The organism is Microcoleus sp. BROC3 (assembly GCF_036702515.1).
Taxonomy (GTDB): Bacteria; Cyanobacteriota; Cyanobacteriia; order Cyanobacteriales; family Microcoleaceae; genus Microcoleus.
In genome coordinates, this window is the sequence record NZ_JAUBTQ010000042.1 from 1 (window position 1) to 15,939 (window position 15,939).

The 15,939-nt window shown below is 46.8% G+C and carries 16 protein-coding genes; 5 read left to right on the forward strand and 11 right to left on the reverse strand.

What is annotated here, in order from left to right; genetic code table 11:
* Positions 1-376: 376 nt before the first annotated feature.
* The 3 genes from QUB30_RS23570 to QUB30_RS23580 all read right to left on the reverse strand — a co-directional run bounded on the left by QUB30_RS23570 (position 377) and on the right by QUB30_RS23580 (position 1,551).
* Positions 377-520, reverse strand: a complete 144-nt coding sequence (locus QUB30_RS23570) for a hypothetical protein (RefSeq protein ID WP_333338268.1) — start codon at positions 518-520, stop codon at positions 377-379.
* A gap of 537 nt (positions 521-1,057) precedes the next feature.
* Complete coding sequence (locus tag QUB30_RS23575) at positions 1,058-1,270, reverse strand: hypothetical protein (protein WP_445300536.1); 213 nt, start codon at positions 1,268-1,270, stop codon at positions 1,058-1,060.
* 50 nt (positions 1,271-1,320) lie between these two features.
* A complete protein-coding gene (locus QUB30_RS23580) occupies positions 1,321-1,551 on the reverse strand; it encodes a hypothetical protein (protein ID WP_333338271.1) in 231 nt (76 codons plus the stop codon).
* Between the two features lie 354 nt (positions 1,552-1,905).
* Here QUB30_RS23580 and QUB30_RS23585 point away from each other — a divergent pair, with 354 nt between their 5' ends.
* Positions 1,906-3,654: a hypothetical protein gene (locus QUB30_RS23585; protein ID WP_333338274.1), complete on the forward strand. Its 1,749-nt coding sequence runs from the start codon at positions 1,906-1,908 to the stop codon at positions 3,652-3,654.
* A 342-nt stretch (positions 3,655-3,996) separates the two neighbouring features.
* Here the strand turns inward: QUB30_RS23585 and QUB30_RS23590 are convergent, their stop codons facing one another.
* Together QUB30_RS23590 and cobS are read right to left on the reverse strand one after the other, a co-directional pair.
* On the reverse strand, positions 3,997-4,281 hold the full coding sequence (locus tag QUB30_RS23590) for a hypothetical protein (protein WP_333338278.1): 285 nt from the start codon (positions 4,279-4,281) through the stop codon (positions 3,997-3,999).
* A 170-nt stretch (positions 4,282-4,451) separates the two neighbouring features.
* Positions 4,452-5,249 (reverse strand): adenosylcobinamide-GDP ribazoletransferase, encoded by a 798-nt coding sequence (cobS, locus tag QUB30_RS23595; protein ID WP_333338281.1) that lies wholly within the window; start codon positions 5,247-5,249, stop codon positions 4,452-4,454.
* A gap of 259 nt (positions 5,250-5,508) precedes the next feature.
* On the opposite strand from cobS, the gene QUB30_RS23600 reads away from it, so the two are divergent.
* The 3 genes from QUB30_RS23600 (at position 5,509) to QUB30_RS23610 (ending at position 7,513) form a co-directional block, all read left to right on the forward strand.
* Complete coding sequence (locus QUB30_RS23600) at positions 5,509-5,958, forward strand: hypothetical protein (RefSeq protein ID WP_333338284.1); 450 nt, start codon at positions 5,509-5,511, stop codon at positions 5,956-5,958.
* Between the two features lie 226 nt (positions 5,959-6,184).
* Complete coding sequence (tgt, locus tag QUB30_RS23605) at positions 6,185-7,309, forward strand: tRNA guanosine(34) transglycosylase Tgt (RefSeq protein ID WP_333338287.1); 1,125 nt, start codon at positions 6,185-6,187, stop codon at positions 7,307-7,309.
* 66 nt (positions 7,310-7,375) lie between these two features.
* A complete protein-coding gene (locus QUB30_RS23610) occupies positions 7,376-7,513 on the forward strand; it encodes a photosystem II reaction center protein K (protein WP_096830115.1) in 138 nt (45 codons plus the stop codon).
* Between the two features lie 84 nt (positions 7,514-7,597).
* On the opposite strand, the gene QUB30_RS23615 is transcribed toward QUB30_RS23610, so the two are convergent.
* The 6 genes from QUB30_RS23615 to QUB30_RS23640 all read right to left on the reverse strand — a co-directional run bounded on the left by QUB30_RS23615 (position 7,598) and on the right by QUB30_RS23640 (position 14,166).
* Positions 7,598-8,152, reverse strand: coding sequence for a glutathione S-transferase family protein (locus QUB30_RS23615; protein WP_333338292.1), 555 nt, complete (start codon positions 8,150-8,152; stop codon positions 7,598-7,600).
* Between the two features lie 140 nt (positions 8,153-8,292).
* Complete coding sequence (locus QUB30_RS23620) at positions 8,293-8,877, reverse strand: manganese efflux pump MntP family protein (RefSeq protein WP_333338296.1); 585 nt, start codon at positions 8,875-8,877, stop codon at positions 8,293-8,295.
* A 430-nt stretch (positions 8,878-9,307) separates the two neighbouring features.
* Positions 9,308-11,728, reverse strand: coding sequence for a cache domain-containing protein (locus QUB30_RS23625; RefSeq protein ID WP_333338299.1), 2,421 nt, complete (start codon positions 11,726-11,728; stop codon positions 9,308-9,310).
* 395 nt (positions 11,729-12,123) lie between these two features.
* Positions 12,124-12,588: a hypothetical protein gene (locus QUB30_RS23630; RefSeq protein WP_333338302.1), complete on the reverse strand. Its 465-nt coding sequence runs from the start codon at positions 12,586-12,588 to the stop codon at positions 12,124-12,126.
* 185 nt (positions 12,589-12,773) lie between these two features.
* Positions 12,774-13,334, reverse strand: a complete 561-nt coding sequence (locus tag QUB30_RS23635) for a sugar O-acetyltransferase (protein WP_333338306.1) — start codon at positions 13,332-13,334, stop codon at positions 12,774-12,776.
* Between the two features lie 157 nt (positions 13,335-13,491).
* Complete coding sequence (locus QUB30_RS23640; protein WP_333338308.1) at positions 13,492-14,166, reverse strand: MBL fold metallo-hydrolase; 675 nt, start codon at positions 14,164-14,166, stop codon at positions 13,492-13,494.
* Between the two features lie 31 nt (positions 14,167-14,197).
* Here QUB30_RS23640 and QUB30_RS23645 point away from each other — a divergent pair, with 31 nt between their 5' ends.
* A complete protein-coding gene (locus QUB30_RS23645; protein WP_333338311.1) occupies positions 14,198-15,679 on the forward strand; it encodes a site-2 protease family protein in 1,482 nt (493 codons plus the stop codon).
* Positions 15,680-15,939 lie beyond the last annotated feature (260 nt).

Consider the following 15,939-nt stretch of genomic DNA (forward strand, 5'->3'; position numbering starts at 1 on the left):
TCAAATTGTCTCTATCAATCTACAAGTGGGTCCAATAATCTGTATTTTTAAATACAAAATTAGATGCGCTTACCCTGGTACAGTGAGTAAAGAAGGGAAAGCCAAGTATATCGACAGCTAGATGTCTTTTGATGCCAAAGCGTGCATTTGTAGAAACAAAACCCTTTAGACTCCTCACTAGCATTGCAAGTGTTTTTCACTGCTTGTGAGTCAATCATGATTAGGGTTGTCCACTGCGGTTTTTTTTTTACTTGTTCGCGCACCTTACTATGTAACTCCGTCATGATCCGATCAAGTACACCGTCCTCACACCAATTTTGGTAATGCCAGAAGACAGTAGAATATGGTGGTAGATCTCGCTAGCAAGTCGGACCAATTACAACCGTTCTTGAGTTGATAAAATATTCCCGAAAAGGATTTGCCGTTTTGTCCACACTGGAGGTCTGGTTTTCTTCTTCTGGGGCAGTAATGGCTCAATAATTTCCCACTCCTTGTCCGTGACATCGCTGGAATAACCCATTTTCAACCCCAATCTAATTAAATTTACCTCTTTTTGTCAATTTTACTCGCTCCCCCAAAAGATCTCAAATGGGTTCTATAGCAGTTCTCAATAAAGTGAGGTATACCCTATGCCCTATGCCCGCTTATCAAGCGTGCACCTCATGTTACTGAGAAAGGCTATATATCGGTAAGGTGTTCTTCTGCGGTTTACCCTACAGATAGAAGTTCTGCACCCCAGATTTTTATAGCAATCGCGCCCGACAGTGAGGACGTTCTTAATTGCTGAAACATCAGCGGTCGATTGCTTCTTTCTTCTTCCTTCAACATTTGCTAGAGCGTAAAATTGTTGGCACTCATCCAAGTTTTGCTTTTGAATACTCAAGTCCTTACTACAAATTTAACGATATTTTTTTTATCGGGTTTGATCTAAAATAATATAGATATATCGCAATTCGCAATGACTTTATCACTCCCAAAATTAGGTAATTAAATTATTAGAATTTGTTCTGTAGAAAATCAAAGAACTTAATGATTTTTATTTAATTTATAAAAATCATTAAGTTCTTTCTGAAAATGTTGGAAAATTTATCGATTCCCAAGACTCTTGCCTCACACGACCGGCCATCGCAGCTAACTGCAAGCTCATAAAAGCATTCAAATCTTCCAAATCACACTTGGCTGAGGCAAAAATCTGCTGCATTTGATTTTCGGCTTCCAAACTCAGATATCCAGCGACAAGAGCTTGTTGTACAACTTCACGAATCCGCATAATCGAAAGGTTCCTTACTAAATTTTAATGTGGTAAAAGCCAACTAATTACTAACAGGAAGTTTTGGAGGCAGTCTCGCAAAAGACTTCCACTTCTTTTAGCTCGCGAGACTCTTGTTTCACCAAACCGGACATAACTGCTAGTTGCAAAGCCATAAAAGCATTTAAGTCTTCCAAGTCATACTTGGTGGTAGTTAACATCCGGCGCAGTTGATTTTCGGCTTCAATAGTTAGAAAACCGATGAGCAGAGCTTGTTGGGCGAGGTCGCGAATCAGTACCATAACACTTCTGGATTTTATTGGTTGAAGTTTCAGTATCAACCGTTTTAACAGAATCCGCAGTGACGGCTATTGCTCGATGGGTGTGACATTTTTAGGGGTCGGTCGTGACAGCCGGAGTCGCAGAGTGTGATTAAGTATTTGCACGGCTGTGACGGCGATCACGCGGGGGATGGGAGAGGAGAGGCCGGGGAGGGGGAGTGGGGGAGTCGCGGAATGCGATCGCGATAGAGTGGGAAAATCTTTCTTAAACATCTGACTGATGATTAATGATTAATCGCTGATGACTACTGGTTTCTACCTTCAGAAGACGCTCAACGTCTATAATCAGCAAGTTAAATATTTACGGCAAGACATATGGAAGCAGCACATAACGATTTGCTACAACAAATAGCCCGACTATCGGAAACTTATGCTAATTTGGCCGATCGCCTTGGACAAGCAGCCAAACAACTGCAAGACTCGGGCCTTCCTCCCTCTGACAGCTTGCTGCAAGAAGTAGCCACCTACAGCCGCAACTTTGCCACAGTCCAAAAACAAGCTCTCGAACTCAACAAATCCGCGATCGCGCCGGGGGAAATTGCTTCCCTCAAAGACATTCAAAACTTAGTCCAGACTGCCGCAGCTTCCGAAGGTAAAGCAGAAATTCGCGATGCGGCTTTGAAAGTGATCGATCGAGTATTGGCGATCGCCCACCGCGAACAAAGCGACTTCGCACCCTTACAATCAGTTCATGCCAAAGCCCGCGAACTGCAACGCGCGATTTCAGAATCAACCCCGACTCAACTGCATTCCGACGCAGAATCCTTAGTCAGCGGCAAACACCCAGTTGCAGCAGTGCTCGCCCTGGTGGAACAGCAAGACAAATTAGACGACGAACAGTGGGTCTTTCTTGAAGAAACAGTCAGCGCCGCTTTTGGCAAACAAATAGCCGTCGCCATTTCCAGAGGCAAATTAACCATTGCTGAGATGGTAAAAGCAGCACCTGCAAAAGTCGAACCCGCATTTAAACCAGCGCCAGAACCAAAAATCAGCGCCGAACCTTTGCCAGAAGTGATTATCATCCCGTCGGGAAATGTGGCACCGAAACAAGTTGCAGTTGCGCCACAGATCCAGATTTTGGAATCCCCCGCACCTTCCGTCCCCATGCACGAGGTAATTATTGTTCCCAGCGTGGAAGTACCTCAGTCCCTCCAGACAACCGGTTCGGGGAACATTGTCTTTGGGGCACCTCGGGAGATTCAACAAGTGCCAGTAGAGGGCGCTTTGGGAATCAAAGTTTTGGTGCACATTCAGGGAATTGGCGATCGAACTTTCGGTGCTCAAGAATACGCGGGTAGTAAGGGTCGGGGGCTGCGCGTCGAAGGATTTCAAATTAATATCGATCCACCAATTCCCGGCTTAAATGTCGAGTACATGGCTCACGTCGAAGGTGTTGGCGATACTCCTTGGATCGGCGAAGGAGAATTGGCAGGTTTTCGGGGTCAAGCGAAACGAATTGAGGGATTTGCGGTGCGGTTGAGCGGGCAGCAAGCTGATAAGTACGACGTATTTTATAGCGCTCACATTCAGAATATTGGCGACACCGACGTGTCCTCCAACGGCGAATATTGCGGCACTCGCGGCAAAGCTTTGAGAATCGAGGGCATCAAAGTTTGGATCGCGCCGTCTGCGAGTTCCCAAACAGCGACACCTGTGGGTTTAAAAGTGTTGGCGCACATTCAAGGAATTGGCGATCGAACTTTTAGCGATCGAGAATACGCGGGCACTAAAGCTCAAGGCCGCCGCGTGGAAGGATTTCAAATTAAAATAGAGCCTCCCGTTGCCGGTTTAAATTTGCAGTATATGGCTCACGTTGAAGGAGTTGGCGATACTGCTTGGATCTCGGAAGGGGAGTTAGCTGGATTCCGGGGCAAAGCCAAGCGCATTGAGGGATTTGCCGCGCGGCTGACTGGACCGCAAGCTGATAAGTATGACGTATTTTATACGGCTCACATTCAGAATGTGGGCGATACTCCTGTTACTGCTAACGGTCAATATTGCGGCACTCGCGGCAAAGGTTTGAGAGTTGAAGGGATAAGCGTTTGGGTTGAGCCGAAAGCGTAAAAAGTGAGAATGAATGGAAAATTTGCAGTGGCATTTTCCATTCATTTTGTGTTGTTATATCATGTCCGCTTGGTTGGTTTTTGTATAATGTGCGCTCTCCTAGGGGCGGGTTTTATCAACCATCTACGCCAAAAACTAATAATCCCATAAACCCGCCCCCTCTCTCTAAACGGTAAACGTCAATGTACATTTTTTCCCTTCGCTCAAAGTCAAGGTTGATATAGGTTATTAGTTGTGTGGGGGCGGGTTTATGAGATTGTTTGTGTGCGTCAAAAATTATTCGTAAAACCAGCCCCTACAGCATCAAAAACACTTGCACAACTTACGCTAGCAGACACGATATTAATGGTGTAGCACGTGCAACAAGCCTTCTACCACATGACAGATCGCACTTGGAGCAGATTCGGCGGCGCAGTGGCCGGCGTGGAGTGCGTTTCCGACAGCCTGACTCCCTCCCTCCACCGCATCGGCACCAAATTGACCGCGATATGTTTCTTGGACCATTTCAGCTTGAATTTTGCTGGTAGTTTCTTCGGGATTCGTTTCCCAATTGCGGATTGTTTGGACAATCTCGAACCCAGCCCAAATTAACATTCCGAGGACGATCGCAGCAATAAAGTATCCCATAGCTTTCTTTATAGTTTGAGGTTTGCTGTATCTAATCTAGGGTGGCATTTGAAGGCAGACAGGATGAAAACCATTGCCCGATGAGTGCGGATTTCCACCTGCTAGAACCGTCGTTATTTGCTAAATTGAGGACTAAAGTCTTCACTCAAACAATGGCAACATGGCATAACTTACCCTTCCAAAGCCGCCAAAAGACACAGCAATAAAGCCTCCGTCCACTCGACTACGGCACCGTAAGTATCGCCCGTGTGGCCGCCCAAACGGTGGTTAAACCAGGCTCCGGCAAAAATTCCGATCGCACTTCCCCCCAAAGCCATCCCCACCGCCAACAGCCACCGATCGCCCTCCAAGACAACTTGCACCACGCTCAAACTCAGCAGCAACAGCACTCCCGGTATAAAATCAAAAGGAGAATAAATAGATTCTTTGTGAAAAGCTCCCTTACCCTCGGCCCGGAGATAGGGATAGCGGGCGATCGCCACCAGTTGGGCCCATCTGCCCCAACCGGCGACCCCCATCAAAGCCAGCCACCGATAGTTATTCAAGTCCGAGAGAGCGGCAGTTTTCAGCAGCACGATCGCGATCGCAGCCATCGCCCCAAAGGCCCCTGTAACGCTGTCCCGCATGACTTCCAGCCTGCGTACCGGATCGGGTACAGCCAGCCCGTCCGCCGCGTCCATTGCCCCGTCTAGGTGCAGCCCGCCAGTCACGGCGATGCCCAAGACTACCACCAAGGCCGATCGAGTCAAAGCAGGCATCCCCAACAACTGCAACCCAAGATCCGCCAGTCCCAGCATTCCCCCAATTAAAAGCCCGATCGCCGGTGCCAAGCGGGCAATGCCCCGAAACTCCAAAGTCCAAGACACTGGTACCGGCAAACAAGTATAAAAAGCGACTGCGGCTGCGATGGCAGCGCCTTGATTCCGGAAAAAGTCGATCGTAGAGCGAACCAATTTATCATGCACCATAAGATAGAAAATTTTTCATCTGGTATGCAGTTGTCAATCCATTAGCCTGTGCCAGAATTGGAACTGTAACACCCTAGTTTTTTGGATCGGGCATTCCTCCTGTCCGAGTTCTTTTCCCCGGAAAACCTCTGCAGGCAGCGCTCCCAAAGCTCCCTATCTAAAATTACTAAACTCAAGATCCCCGTTTCCCTTCCCAAGAATTCTAGCTAACTCCCTGATTTCCTAGAGGGGAACATACTACAACAGAGGCTTTTACTCCATGAGTCACGACCAATTGAATAACAGGGTAGTTGCTCCTTGCATCATCGATACAGGCATTGTCGTCAACAAGCGCGATATCAAAAGATTGCTGTTTGATTTAGGACGTGTCCGCTACCTTCACATACAAGATGGCAAGATTTACAGCGAAGGGGAAGGTTATGTACTCGAAGTCTTCGCCAACCCCGACCGTTCTACCCTAATTGCCAACCATGCGCTTTATTTGAACGTGTATAGTTTTGATTACCTGGAACTGAAACAATCCCCTGAAGATGGTGCTTATTTTGACCTGATTCAAGATGGACGGCAGTTGCGGTTAATTCCCCTCTCCAATCCTTTGCAAGAGCAAGTCGCGCGGAATTTAAATGCTGCGGCTTTGGATGCGGTTGTGGATCAGGTACTCTCAGGCAACTGGGATCTGCAATTGGATGAGGATGATTCCCCGTTTTAATCGTCAGTCAGTCGATTTTAGATTTTAGATTTTAGATTTTAGATTTACTCGCAGCTTTGAATCTGGGAGGTAGAACTAAGGTCTAAAATTTTTTGCCCTCCACGACGATTGTCGGAAACTTGTCTCCGTTTTTGGGCGGGGTTATGGTTTTTTTTGTCGCGATGTCATCAACAATAGATTAGATAACACGGACGGCCGAGTAGCGGTTAACGATCGTCGGGGACTAATGACTGAAGACAACACGGGATTTTCTTTTAAATGTCAGGCTAATTGCAGCCATACCCAAGCGCGTGCAGGGGTTTTTGCCACTCCCCACGGTGTTGTGGAAACGCCTAAGTTTATGCCAGTGGGGACGCTAGCTAATGTCAAAACTTTGACACCGGCACATCTTGAGGCTGCGGGTTCTCAAATGGTTTTGGCAAATACTTATCACTTGCATTTGCAGCCCGGGGAAGCAATTGTTGCAGGCGCCGGCGGATTGCACAAATTTATGGCTTGGCCGGGCCCGATGCTGACCGATTCGGGCGGCTTCCAGGTGTTTAGCTTGAGCCAAATGCGCAAGATTACTGATGATGGGGTGACTTTTCGCTCTCCCCGCGATGGCCGCAGGATTAATTTGACGCCGGAACGATCGATCGAAATTCAGAATGAGTTGGGCGCTGATGTGATTATGGCCTTTGACGAGTGTCCCCCTTACCCCGCTACGCGGGAGGAGGTGGAGGCGGCAACAAATCGCACTTACCGCTGGCTGCAACGCTGCATTCAAGCTCACTCGCGCCCGGATCAAGCTTTATTTGGGATCGTCCAGGGGGGTGTTTTCCCCGATTTGCGATCGCGCGCGGCGAACCAGTTGGTGGATTTGGATTTGCCCGGTTACGCCATCGGCGGGGTTAGTGTCGGGGAATCGGGGGATTTGATCGCAGAGATTGTGAAAGCGACTGCGCCCCTGTTGCCGGCAAATAAACCGCGTTATTTGATGGGGATTGGGACTTATCGGGAAATGGCGCTGGCGGTGGCTAGTGGAGTAGATATGTTTGACTGCGTGATTCCGACTCGGCTGGCCCGCCACGGGACGGCTTTTGTTGGTGGGGAACGCTGGAATTTGAAAAATGCTCGGTTTCGCGAGGATTTTGCTCCGCTAGATGAGTCTTGTCCTTGTTATACCTGCCAAAAATTCAGTCGGGCTTATTTGGCTCATTTGGCGCGGGCTAACGAAGTGCTGGGGTATACTTTGCTGGCGCTTCACAATGTGACGGAGTTGATTCGCTTTACTGGGAAAATGCGGGAGGCAATTTTGGCAGATCGATTTACTGAAGAGTTTGCCGGCTGGCTCGCACCGAGAGTGGATTAATCATGATTGCCTTGGGTAAAGATATGCGACAATTATGAAAATTCTGTTGGATAGGTAGGTTGATTCATGGAAGCTGCATTACTCTTAGCAAAAATGCCCGAGGCTTATTCGATCTTTGAGCCTTTGGTTAATGTTTTGCCGGTGATTCCGGTGTTTTTCTTGCTGCTGGCTTTTGTTTGGCAGGCGGCTGTCGGATTTAGATAAGTTTGATTTCATTAAAAGCAGGGGCAATTCACCAATTGCCCCTACTTTTAGCTATTAAGTTTTGTTTCGTTCTTCTTTCTGCCTTCAGCTACCGCCGATCGCACTTTTGAAAGCCGGCCTTTCTGAGATCCGCTTGATGTAATCTACAACAGCCGGATAAGGAGTAAGGTCTAGTTTTAGCATCATTGGAATGTAGGCTAAAGCTGACCCTACTGCTGCGTCGGCGACACCGAATTCATCGCCCATTAAAAACGGCTGTTTCTCGAAGATTTCATTTAACGGTGTTAACAAGCGGGGAGTTTCGCGATCGCGACTTGCTTCTGTAAATATTCCCGGCGCCAACGTAGCGTTAGCAAACGTGACCCACTGCACGATTTGAGCTTGCTGCTCCAAACCCTCGGGCATTTTACCATATTTTTGAGCTAAATACAGCAGAATTGCGCCGGATTCCCAAAGTTTAAAATCTCCGTCGGCGATCGCGGGTACTTTGCCGATCGGGTTAATTTCGAGATACTCTGGCTGCAAGTGTTCCCCTGCTTGCATATCCAGCATGACGAATTCGTAGGGAACCGCTATTTCTTCTAGATACCACTTGACAATTGAGGCCCTGCTGCGGGCTCCGCCGTAAAGTTTCAGCACGGAATTTTGTCCTCTAACGCAATATTATTATTGTACCGGGCATTAGGCATGAGGAATTGGGCATTGTAGCCACAGCCTCCGGGTATGTGTTCCCAGGCATAGCCTGGAAAAAGTATAAATTACCAATTACCAATTACCAATTACCCATTACCGATGACTGCCGACGCTTCTGTTAAATGCGAAAATAATATATTGCTGCCGATCGCAATTAAAATTACGCCTCCTAGGAACTCTATTTTATTTCCAAATAAGTTGCCGCACTTGTGGCCGATGAACACGCCAGCAAATACGACAAAGAAAGTAATAAATCCGATCGCACTAACGACAGGGCCGATCGAAGTTTTTAGCACTGCAAATCCGATGCCAACTGCGAGAGCATCGATACTTGTCGCCACCGACAGCGTTATCAAAGTCCCCGTATCTAAGGGATTAAATTTTTTCTCGCATTCTTCGGTTTGCAGCGATTCGTAAATCATTCTACCGCCAATGAAACTCAATAGACCAAAAGCTATCCAATGGTCGATCGGTGTTATCAAAAAACTAAAACTAAGACCGAAAAACCATCCTATTACGGGCATTAAAGCTTGAAAACCTCCGAAAAACAAGGCTATTTTTAAAGCTTTATTGACCTTCATGTGTTTGATTGCTAAACCGCTAGAAACAGCAACAGCAAAAGCATCTGCTGCTAGTCCCAAGGAAAGTAAGATGGTAGTTGCTGCATCCATTTTTGTAAAGTGTTATATTTTATAAGTAAAGTGTTCCTCTTGACTGTTTCACTTTACACTAAATTTTGATTAACTTGCATTATTTTCATATTTCGTTCATTTTTGAATCACATTGGTTTCACAATTGGCAGTGTTGAAAAAATCAGGGCTTAGCTGTATTAGGATCGACAATTATCAGCTACACTCCAGGATACAAAAAGTAGTTTTAAGCGCTACTTATAGCGGTAACGTCCACCAGTATAAGTAGCGCAGCCTGCATATACCGGTTTTGCTTCCATGACTGAACTAACACTTAACGCTTCGATAAATTGAAATAAAAACTGGGCGAAGGAAATCCATCCTACACAAACTTTCGTCTGCCGACGCGCACTAAAATAGAGGTACAAGCATTCATCATTTACCCTTCTCGATCGACTGTTAAAATTTTAAATTAAACGATCGGCAATTCTACTATAAACTCAGCGCCACCCGCCGTTTTGGATTGAACCGGAGATTTAACTGTAAGGCGGCCGCCGTGGAATTCTACAATAATTTTATAGCAAACCGAAAGCCCCAATCCTGTAAAATTTTTTAACGATTTAGTATGGGAAAAGTGGTCAAATATTCTGTGGTGAATTTCCGGCGGAGTTGTGGAGGCGTTGTGGGCGATCGCTACTACAATAAACCTGCCTGTAGAATCCTCGACAATATCGGTTGTAATTGTAATAATTTGAGCGGAGTTTTCAATACTTTTAACAGCATCAATAGCATGGGTGATCAGACTCGCAAATACGTGGCTCAGTTGACCGGGATAACACAAAATTGGCGGCAGGTTGTTGTACTCCTTGACTACTAATATTTTTTCCTCCAGTTGGTGAGCGAGCAACAGCAAAATATTGTCGATGCTTTCATTAACGTTGGCGCGTTCTTTGGTGGCTTCGTCAGGAAGTGAAAATTTTTGCAAAGCCAAGACTATCTGGCGAATGCGATCGGCTCCTCTTTTCAAAAAGTTGAGAATTTGCGGCAACTCTTGGCTGATAAAATCTAGGTCGCCGGCTTCTATTTTTTTGGCGATTCGCGGCACAGGTTCGGGATATTGTTCGCGATAGAGGCGAATTATATGGAGCAAATATTTGATATAATCGTTGAGGTGAATTAGGCGGCCGTAAATAAAGTTAATCGGGTTATTAATTTCCCGGGCAACTTCGGCGGCTAGTTGACCGACACTTGTCATTCTTTCGCTTTGTACTAAATGCTCTTCGGTTCTTCTGAGTTTTGCTAAGACTTCTTCCAAAAGTTTGAGATCCTCTTGAATTTGCCCGTGGAGTTGGGATTGAGAAATGGCGATTGCCAGCGAGTCTGCAATTGCTTCCAAAACTTCCACCTCCTCGGGAGTCGCAAACCGCCGGTTTGCAGAGGCGAACAGATATCCGAGCCGATTAGTGTGAGTTAGTACGGGTACTGCTGCGTAGTGGCTGTTTGTGAGTTCGAGATGGGCGCGTTCCTCAGACGCTGTGGCATCAGGGGCGGCGGTTTTATATAGCAGTATCGTTTCGCTGCGGTGAAGCCGTGCAGCTAAATCTCCCGAGGGCCCTCCTGGAACGCCGAAGATTCCCAAGCGCCCGGGCAAACCTTCCCGGCAATATTCCCAGCAAAATTCTAAAGTATCTTGTCGGGGATCGTACCATCCAAAAATTGCTCGATCGAGCTTCAGCAAAGTACCGAGTTCGTCTACTGTATTTTGGAGGATGCGATCGAGGTGCAAGCAAGCGCGAATGCGACTGGTCAAGCGGTGGAGAAGGGCTTCTGTGCGAGTGCGAATGCAGTTTAGGGCAAACAGCTTCAGTGCCACAATTTCTGCGAAAATAGCTGCGGTGGCAAGTACGGCGACGGCTGCTGCGAGTATATTTAAGGGGAGCAGTTCTTTTTCGAGATTGTCGAGGGGAATTACCAGGGCGATCGACCATTCAGCTTGTTCTAAAGGAAGATAGGCAACATAAACTCTGGCGTCGTTGATTTTAGTCAGCAAAATGCCCGTTTTTTGATAAACCATCTCCCGGGCTACATTCGCCAAATTAGCATCCGCCGACTCTAAAAAACTGGGAGCCGGCTTGTCGATATTTCCCATTAACCGATCGTTGGGATGTACAATCGGGACTCCTTGAGAATTGAGAACAAAAGCGTAAGTTCCTGCCCCATATTCCAGCTTTCCTACTACTTCGGCAATTCGGTCGATGCTAATGACGCCGTTCATTACTCCGATCGGCTTTTCGGCTTTTTTATAAATAGAATTTGCCGAATTTGACCACACCGGAGCCGAAATGGGAACAATACTTTGTCGTTTGAGCGTGCGAGAAATGGTAGGATCTGAAACATAGACTTTCCCAGCCATTGCCTGTTTGAAGTGTTGGCGGTCGCTGACATTAATCAAGGCTCTGCCGACTTTTGTAGTGAAATAAGAACCGTCGGGATCGATTAATGCAAAGTGCTGGAATTCTTGCAGTCGAATTACTTCGGATTTCAAATAAGGCTCTGCCACAGGCCAATTCATCGAACGAACGGGAGGAGTATTGGCGAGGATTTCGATCTCAGCCTTTCTAGTGCCGATCCAGCGATCGATCTTGTTACCGCGCTCCCTAACTTCTAACAAAGCATTTCGCTCTAAATTGGCGAGAGTCAAGCGGCGAACGCTTTGATAGCTGATACAACCAGTGATGCTAGCTGCCAGAATTGTTCCGCCCAAAATTAAGAGCGCAGTTTTGTACCGAAGATGGTATTCGCCCTTAAATCCCGCTGGCAATAGCCGAGTTAATTTCCACCACTTCACTCTCGCAAAGCTTCGCATGGTTTGACCAATTTGTGAGATTGACATCCTTAGCTCACCTGCGATGTAATCCGAGCCTGCCAGTAGTCTGAAACTACGAGCATTCAATAATTGCAGGGATTTTTTAATTTTTTCCCGCCGGCCGGCTCACCTTGTTAAACTGGAGTGAGATTGTACCATATTTTTGACACGTTAAAACAGTTCATCAACAACCTAAGACTTTTCTTAACAGTCGTTAAGAATTTATGTTAATAGGTGATTTGAGCAGTGCGCACCCTACGTTGAGATGTTTGGTGTTTGTCTTAATAACGAAATATTAAAAGTTTTTCCTTCATTAATGAACGAAAAACTTGTTACATCTTTAATTCACATCGCAAAACTCCAAACTATTTTCGGTGCATCTGCAGGCTGAGGCGGTGCTAAATTGTCGCAAGGCGATTTGTTTAGAGAACCTTGTGAGTGTGTTCGTGCTGTTTCACATTGTCTTCAGTGCGAATGACGCGCTCGGAGTTAAGCACTCTTTTGCGTTCTAAGGAATAAGTAAAGTCGTTGCGAACTGTTCCCAAGGGAATGTGAACTTTAGCTTGGGGGCGAATTTTGTAAGTGCGGGCGGCAGCGATCGCCCGAAAGCCGAATTCTTCGCTAAACTGAGCTGATGACGGGAACTCCGGCAGCATTTTGGGTGATTCGCCGTCGAGAACAGCTCCTAAAGTTGTGCCCCAAGCCATTTGATAAGATGTGGGAATTCCCTTGACAATTGCTTCCAAAGCTGCTGATGGAATAGCTTCGATTACTTGCACTTCAAAAACTTCGCCTTCTTCTTTGATGAAGCAGGTGGCTAAACCCACTACTATATAGTCGTCGGTGCAGAGATCGGGAGCGTTGGGATAAACTGTTGCAGTCGTCATAAAATCTTTTGAGTAGGAATTGAAAACTGGGAGCGAAAAATCAAGCGATTTTAGATTTTAGATTTTTTCCACAGATTTTTCCGGGGGAGTTTACCTGGAAAATCTCAAACCGGCTGTTCTGATATCTAAAATTGCTGGGTTAAGCTCTAAAGAGCCGATCGCCCCAGCGTGTCGATCGTACCACATCAAGGTAGATGCCGGATGATTCGGCAAGGATTGCCCGCCGCCACGACGTTTGCGGGAATATCTTTGACAACAACACTGCCTGCGCCGATCGTGCTATTGTCGCCAACAGTCACTCCCGGACAAATAATACAGCCGCCACCAATCCACACATTATTGCCAATATTAATTTCAGCGGCGAGATCTCGGCCAGAAAGTCGGATTTCGGGATCGGTGGGATGAAAAGCAGTGTAAATTTGCACGTTGGGGCCGCACAGCAAATTTTCGCCGATGTTAACTCGATTGCAGTCGAGAATCACGCAGCCAAAATTCATGTACAATCCGTTTCCCGCATAAATATTGCTGCCGAAGTCGCAGTAAAAAGGTGGCTCGATTTCAATTTTGGGGCCGATTGCACCGAACAATTCGGCAAGGATTTCTAACCGTTTCTCTGGTTCGTCTTCGCGGGTAGAATTGTAGATTCTGGCGAGGCGGCGAGCTCGCTGGCGCTCTAAAATCAATTGTTCGTCGGCAGCTAAATACAATTCGCCGGCGAGCATTTTTTGTTTTTCGGTTTTTTCCACAGTTTTTTTTACACGGTAAGAATTGGCAGTTGAAACCGCTAGTACACCAAAGAATTCCCTTTCTAAGAGACGGAAGAATAATGTAGGGTGCGCAATGCGCACCTTACGGCTATAATTATTAGCGCGTCAAACAATTTTTTGATGTTGCAGCATAGATTTAGAGATCGGGTTTTGACTGCAAACAAACAGCTAAATCCAGGTTGGCTAATTGCTCAAAAGCTCGATCTATCGAGCCTTTTCCCCGCAAAAAACCAGTATTTGCACCGGGGCAAATATACTGTAAAGTTTCGGGCGAAAATCGATCGATAATTGACTTCACGCTGTTAATTTGCCGGGGCCAGTGAAAAGTTTTTGCCGTCAACAGCGGTACTGGGGCGGCTTGTCGGTTGGGGAGCAAGTGTCTGCCCGAAAAAAGCACTCCGCCGCTGCCACTATCATAAAGGCAAGAGGAACCGGGAGAGTGGCCCGGAGTCCAAAATCCAAAAGTTCGATCGTTCAAAGCAAATTCTCGCTCAAAAACCGTCACCTTTAAACCCGGCAGCAAATAAGCTTCCTGCTCTTGAATCAGGATATCGCACCCGGTGGCTTCCTGAATCTCCCGCGCCTTAGCGATAGCCCCGCGGTGGGTGAGAAACAGCAGTCGCACGCCGCCGTGTTCCCGCAAAAATGTTTGGTTAATCTCATCCCAAGCGGGACAATCCACCAGGATGTTAGTTTGGTTTTCTACAATGAAATAGGCTGTCGCACCCAGGGTATCCCGGTTAGGCGGGAAGGCAAAGATATTGTCGAGCACGTGCCTGGGTTGTTTGGAGACTGAACTCTGTTGTTTCAAGGAAGTATTGAGAAGGACTGGAATAAATATTATGTTCTTTTTACTATGGTTGTTCGTATTGGGACTGATATCGTACTTCTTGTTGCACAACGGCACCAGCCGCATCACCCGAACTCCGGTATGGCTGCTGTGGCTGGTAATGATGGCACCGGCGCTGATTTGGAGTGGTTGGGTTTTAGTTAACGGTACGAGCAAAACAGTACCGCCGGAGTTGGTAATTATACCTTTTCTGGTTTGCCCTTTTTTGTACTGGTTTTTGGTACAGTTGGGGCGCAAGAAAATTACCAGCGAAACTGCTGAGCAAGTAGCAGACTCTGCGACTGAACCTGCAAACCCAAAACCCTCCCTGCGCCCGATAGATCGAGCAGAAGAAGCGAGTTTGCGCGATTGTTTTCCTTGGTCAATTTACTTTTTGCGAGATTTGGAATTTCGGCCGCAGGCTGTAATTTGTCGCGGACAGTTGCGCACTAACCCGGAGGCAGCTTATCAGGCGATTCGGGAGAATGTGGAGAGGCATTTTGGCGATCGCTTTTTAGTAATATTTCAAAACAGCTTGAGCGGTCAACCTTTTTTTGCCATAGTTCCCAATCCCAGCAGCAAAGTCGGGGAAACTCCCCTGACTGACCTTAAAACTCCATCTCTAACCCGGCCGTTTTTAGCATTAGCTTTGGTGCTGATCACGGTGTTTACGACTACGATTGTCGGGGCGCAAATGGCCGGAGTTACTGAAGAAGCTTTGCAGGCAAACCCGTCAATGTTGCTCCAGGGTTTGCCTTACTCGCTGGCTCTGATTACAATTTTGGGAATTCATGAATCAGGCCACTATTTAGCTGCCAGATTCTACAAAATTCGCACGACTTTGCCTTATTTTATTCCGATTCCTTTTTTCTTGGGAACTTTTGGTGCCTTCATTCAAATGCGGAGTCCAATTCCCAACCGCCGAGCTTTATTTGACATCAGTATTGCCGGCCCGCTTGCGGGTTTGGTTGCGACAGTGCCGCTGTTGATGTGGGGTTTGGATCATTCGACTCTTGTACCGCTGTCTGACAAGTCGGGAATGTTAAATTTTGACTCTTTCACTCCCAAATTTTCGCTGCTGATGACTTTGTTGAGCAAGTTAACTTTGGGCGGCGCTTTCAATGCGGAAACTGCGATTAATTTGCATCCGGTAGCGGTGGCGGGTTATTTGGGTTTGATTGTGACGGCGTTTAATTTGATGCCGGTGGGACAATTCGATGGCGGGCACATCGTGCACGCGATGTTCGGCCAGCGAGCGAGTATGGCGATCGGGCAATTTGCTAGACTTTGTATGCTGCTGCTGGCGTTTTTGGAACAGGGTTTGCTGCTGTGGGCAATTATTTTGTTTCTGACGCCGCTAAACGACGAACCGGCGCTCAATGATGTTAGCGAATTGGACGATCGGCGGGATTTTTTGGGGTTGCTGGCGATCGGGCTTTTGTTAATTATTTTGTTGCCTGCGCCCAGGGTACTGGTTCAGTGGTTAAATGTTTAGAAGCAAGAATGATTTAGTTATCTAGGAGAGAAGTCAGAAGTCAAAAAAGAGATGTTCACAAATTCTGCAAGATTTGCTGTATTAGGACTTGCGCAGGGGGTAATAAACCGGGTTTATTCCTAGATACTTCGCTACCAAACCAAGATTATTCGCAGAAACCAGGTTGCTTTGGTGTAAGTTTTTATACAAGCGAGTTGAGTTTTTTTTCACTCGCTTTCTATCTCGAAACGTCCTGGACGCAAAAACCCGGTTTATGCACG

Bases quoted from the DNA above. Each gene is read 5' to 3' on its own strand.
- QUB30_RS23575 (WP_445300536.1), bottom strand. From the start codon at position 1,270: ATGCGGATTCGTGAAGTTGTACAACAAGCTCTTGTCGCTGGATATCTG.
- tgt (WP_333338287.1), top strand. From the start codon at position 6,185: ATGACTGAAGACAACACGGGATTTTCTTTTAAATGTCAGGCTAATTGC.
- QUB30_RS23590 (WP_333338278.1), bottom strand. From the start codon at position 4,281: ATGGGATACTTTATTGCTGCGATCGTCCTCGGAATGTTAATTTGGGCT.
- QUB30_RS23625 (WP_333338299.1), bottom strand. From the start codon at position 11,728: ATGTCAATCTCACAAATTGGTCAAACCATGCGAAGCTTTGCGAGAGTG.
- QUB30_RS23610 (WP_096830115.1), top strand. From the start codon at position 7,376: ATGGAAGCTGCATTACTCTTAGCAAAAATGCCCGAGGCTTATTCGATC.
- QUB30_RS23585 (WP_333338274.1), top strand. From the start codon at position 1,906: ATGGAAGCAGCACATAACGATTTGCTACAACAAATAGCCCGACTATCG.
- QUB30_RS23600 (WP_333338284.1), top strand. From the start codon at position 5,509: ATGAGTCACGACCAATTGAATAACAGGGTAGTTGCTCCTTGCATCATC.
- QUB30_RS23645 (WP_333338311.1), top strand. From the start codon at position 14,198: ATGTTCTTTTTACTATGGTTGTTCGTATTGGGACTGATATCGTACTTC.
- cobS (WP_333338281.1), bottom strand. From the start codon at position 5,249: ATGGTGCATGATAAATTGGTTCGCTCTACGATCGACTTTTTCCGGAAT.
- QUB30_RS23570 (WP_333338268.1), bottom strand. From the start codon at position 520: ATGGGTTATTCCAGCGATGTCACGGACAAGGAGTGGGAAATTATTGAG.
- QUB30_RS23580 (WP_333338271.1), bottom strand. From the start codon at position 1,551: ATGGTACTGATTCGCGACCTCGCCCAACAAGCTCTGCTCATCGGTTTT.
- QUB30_RS23630 (WP_333338302.1), bottom strand. From the start codon at position 12,588: ATGACGACTGCAACAGTTTATCCCAACGCTCCCGATCTCTGCACCGAC.
- QUB30_RS23620 (WP_333338296.1), bottom strand. From the start codon at position 8,877: ATGGATGCAGCAACTACCATCTTACTTTCCTTGGGACTAGCAGCAGAT.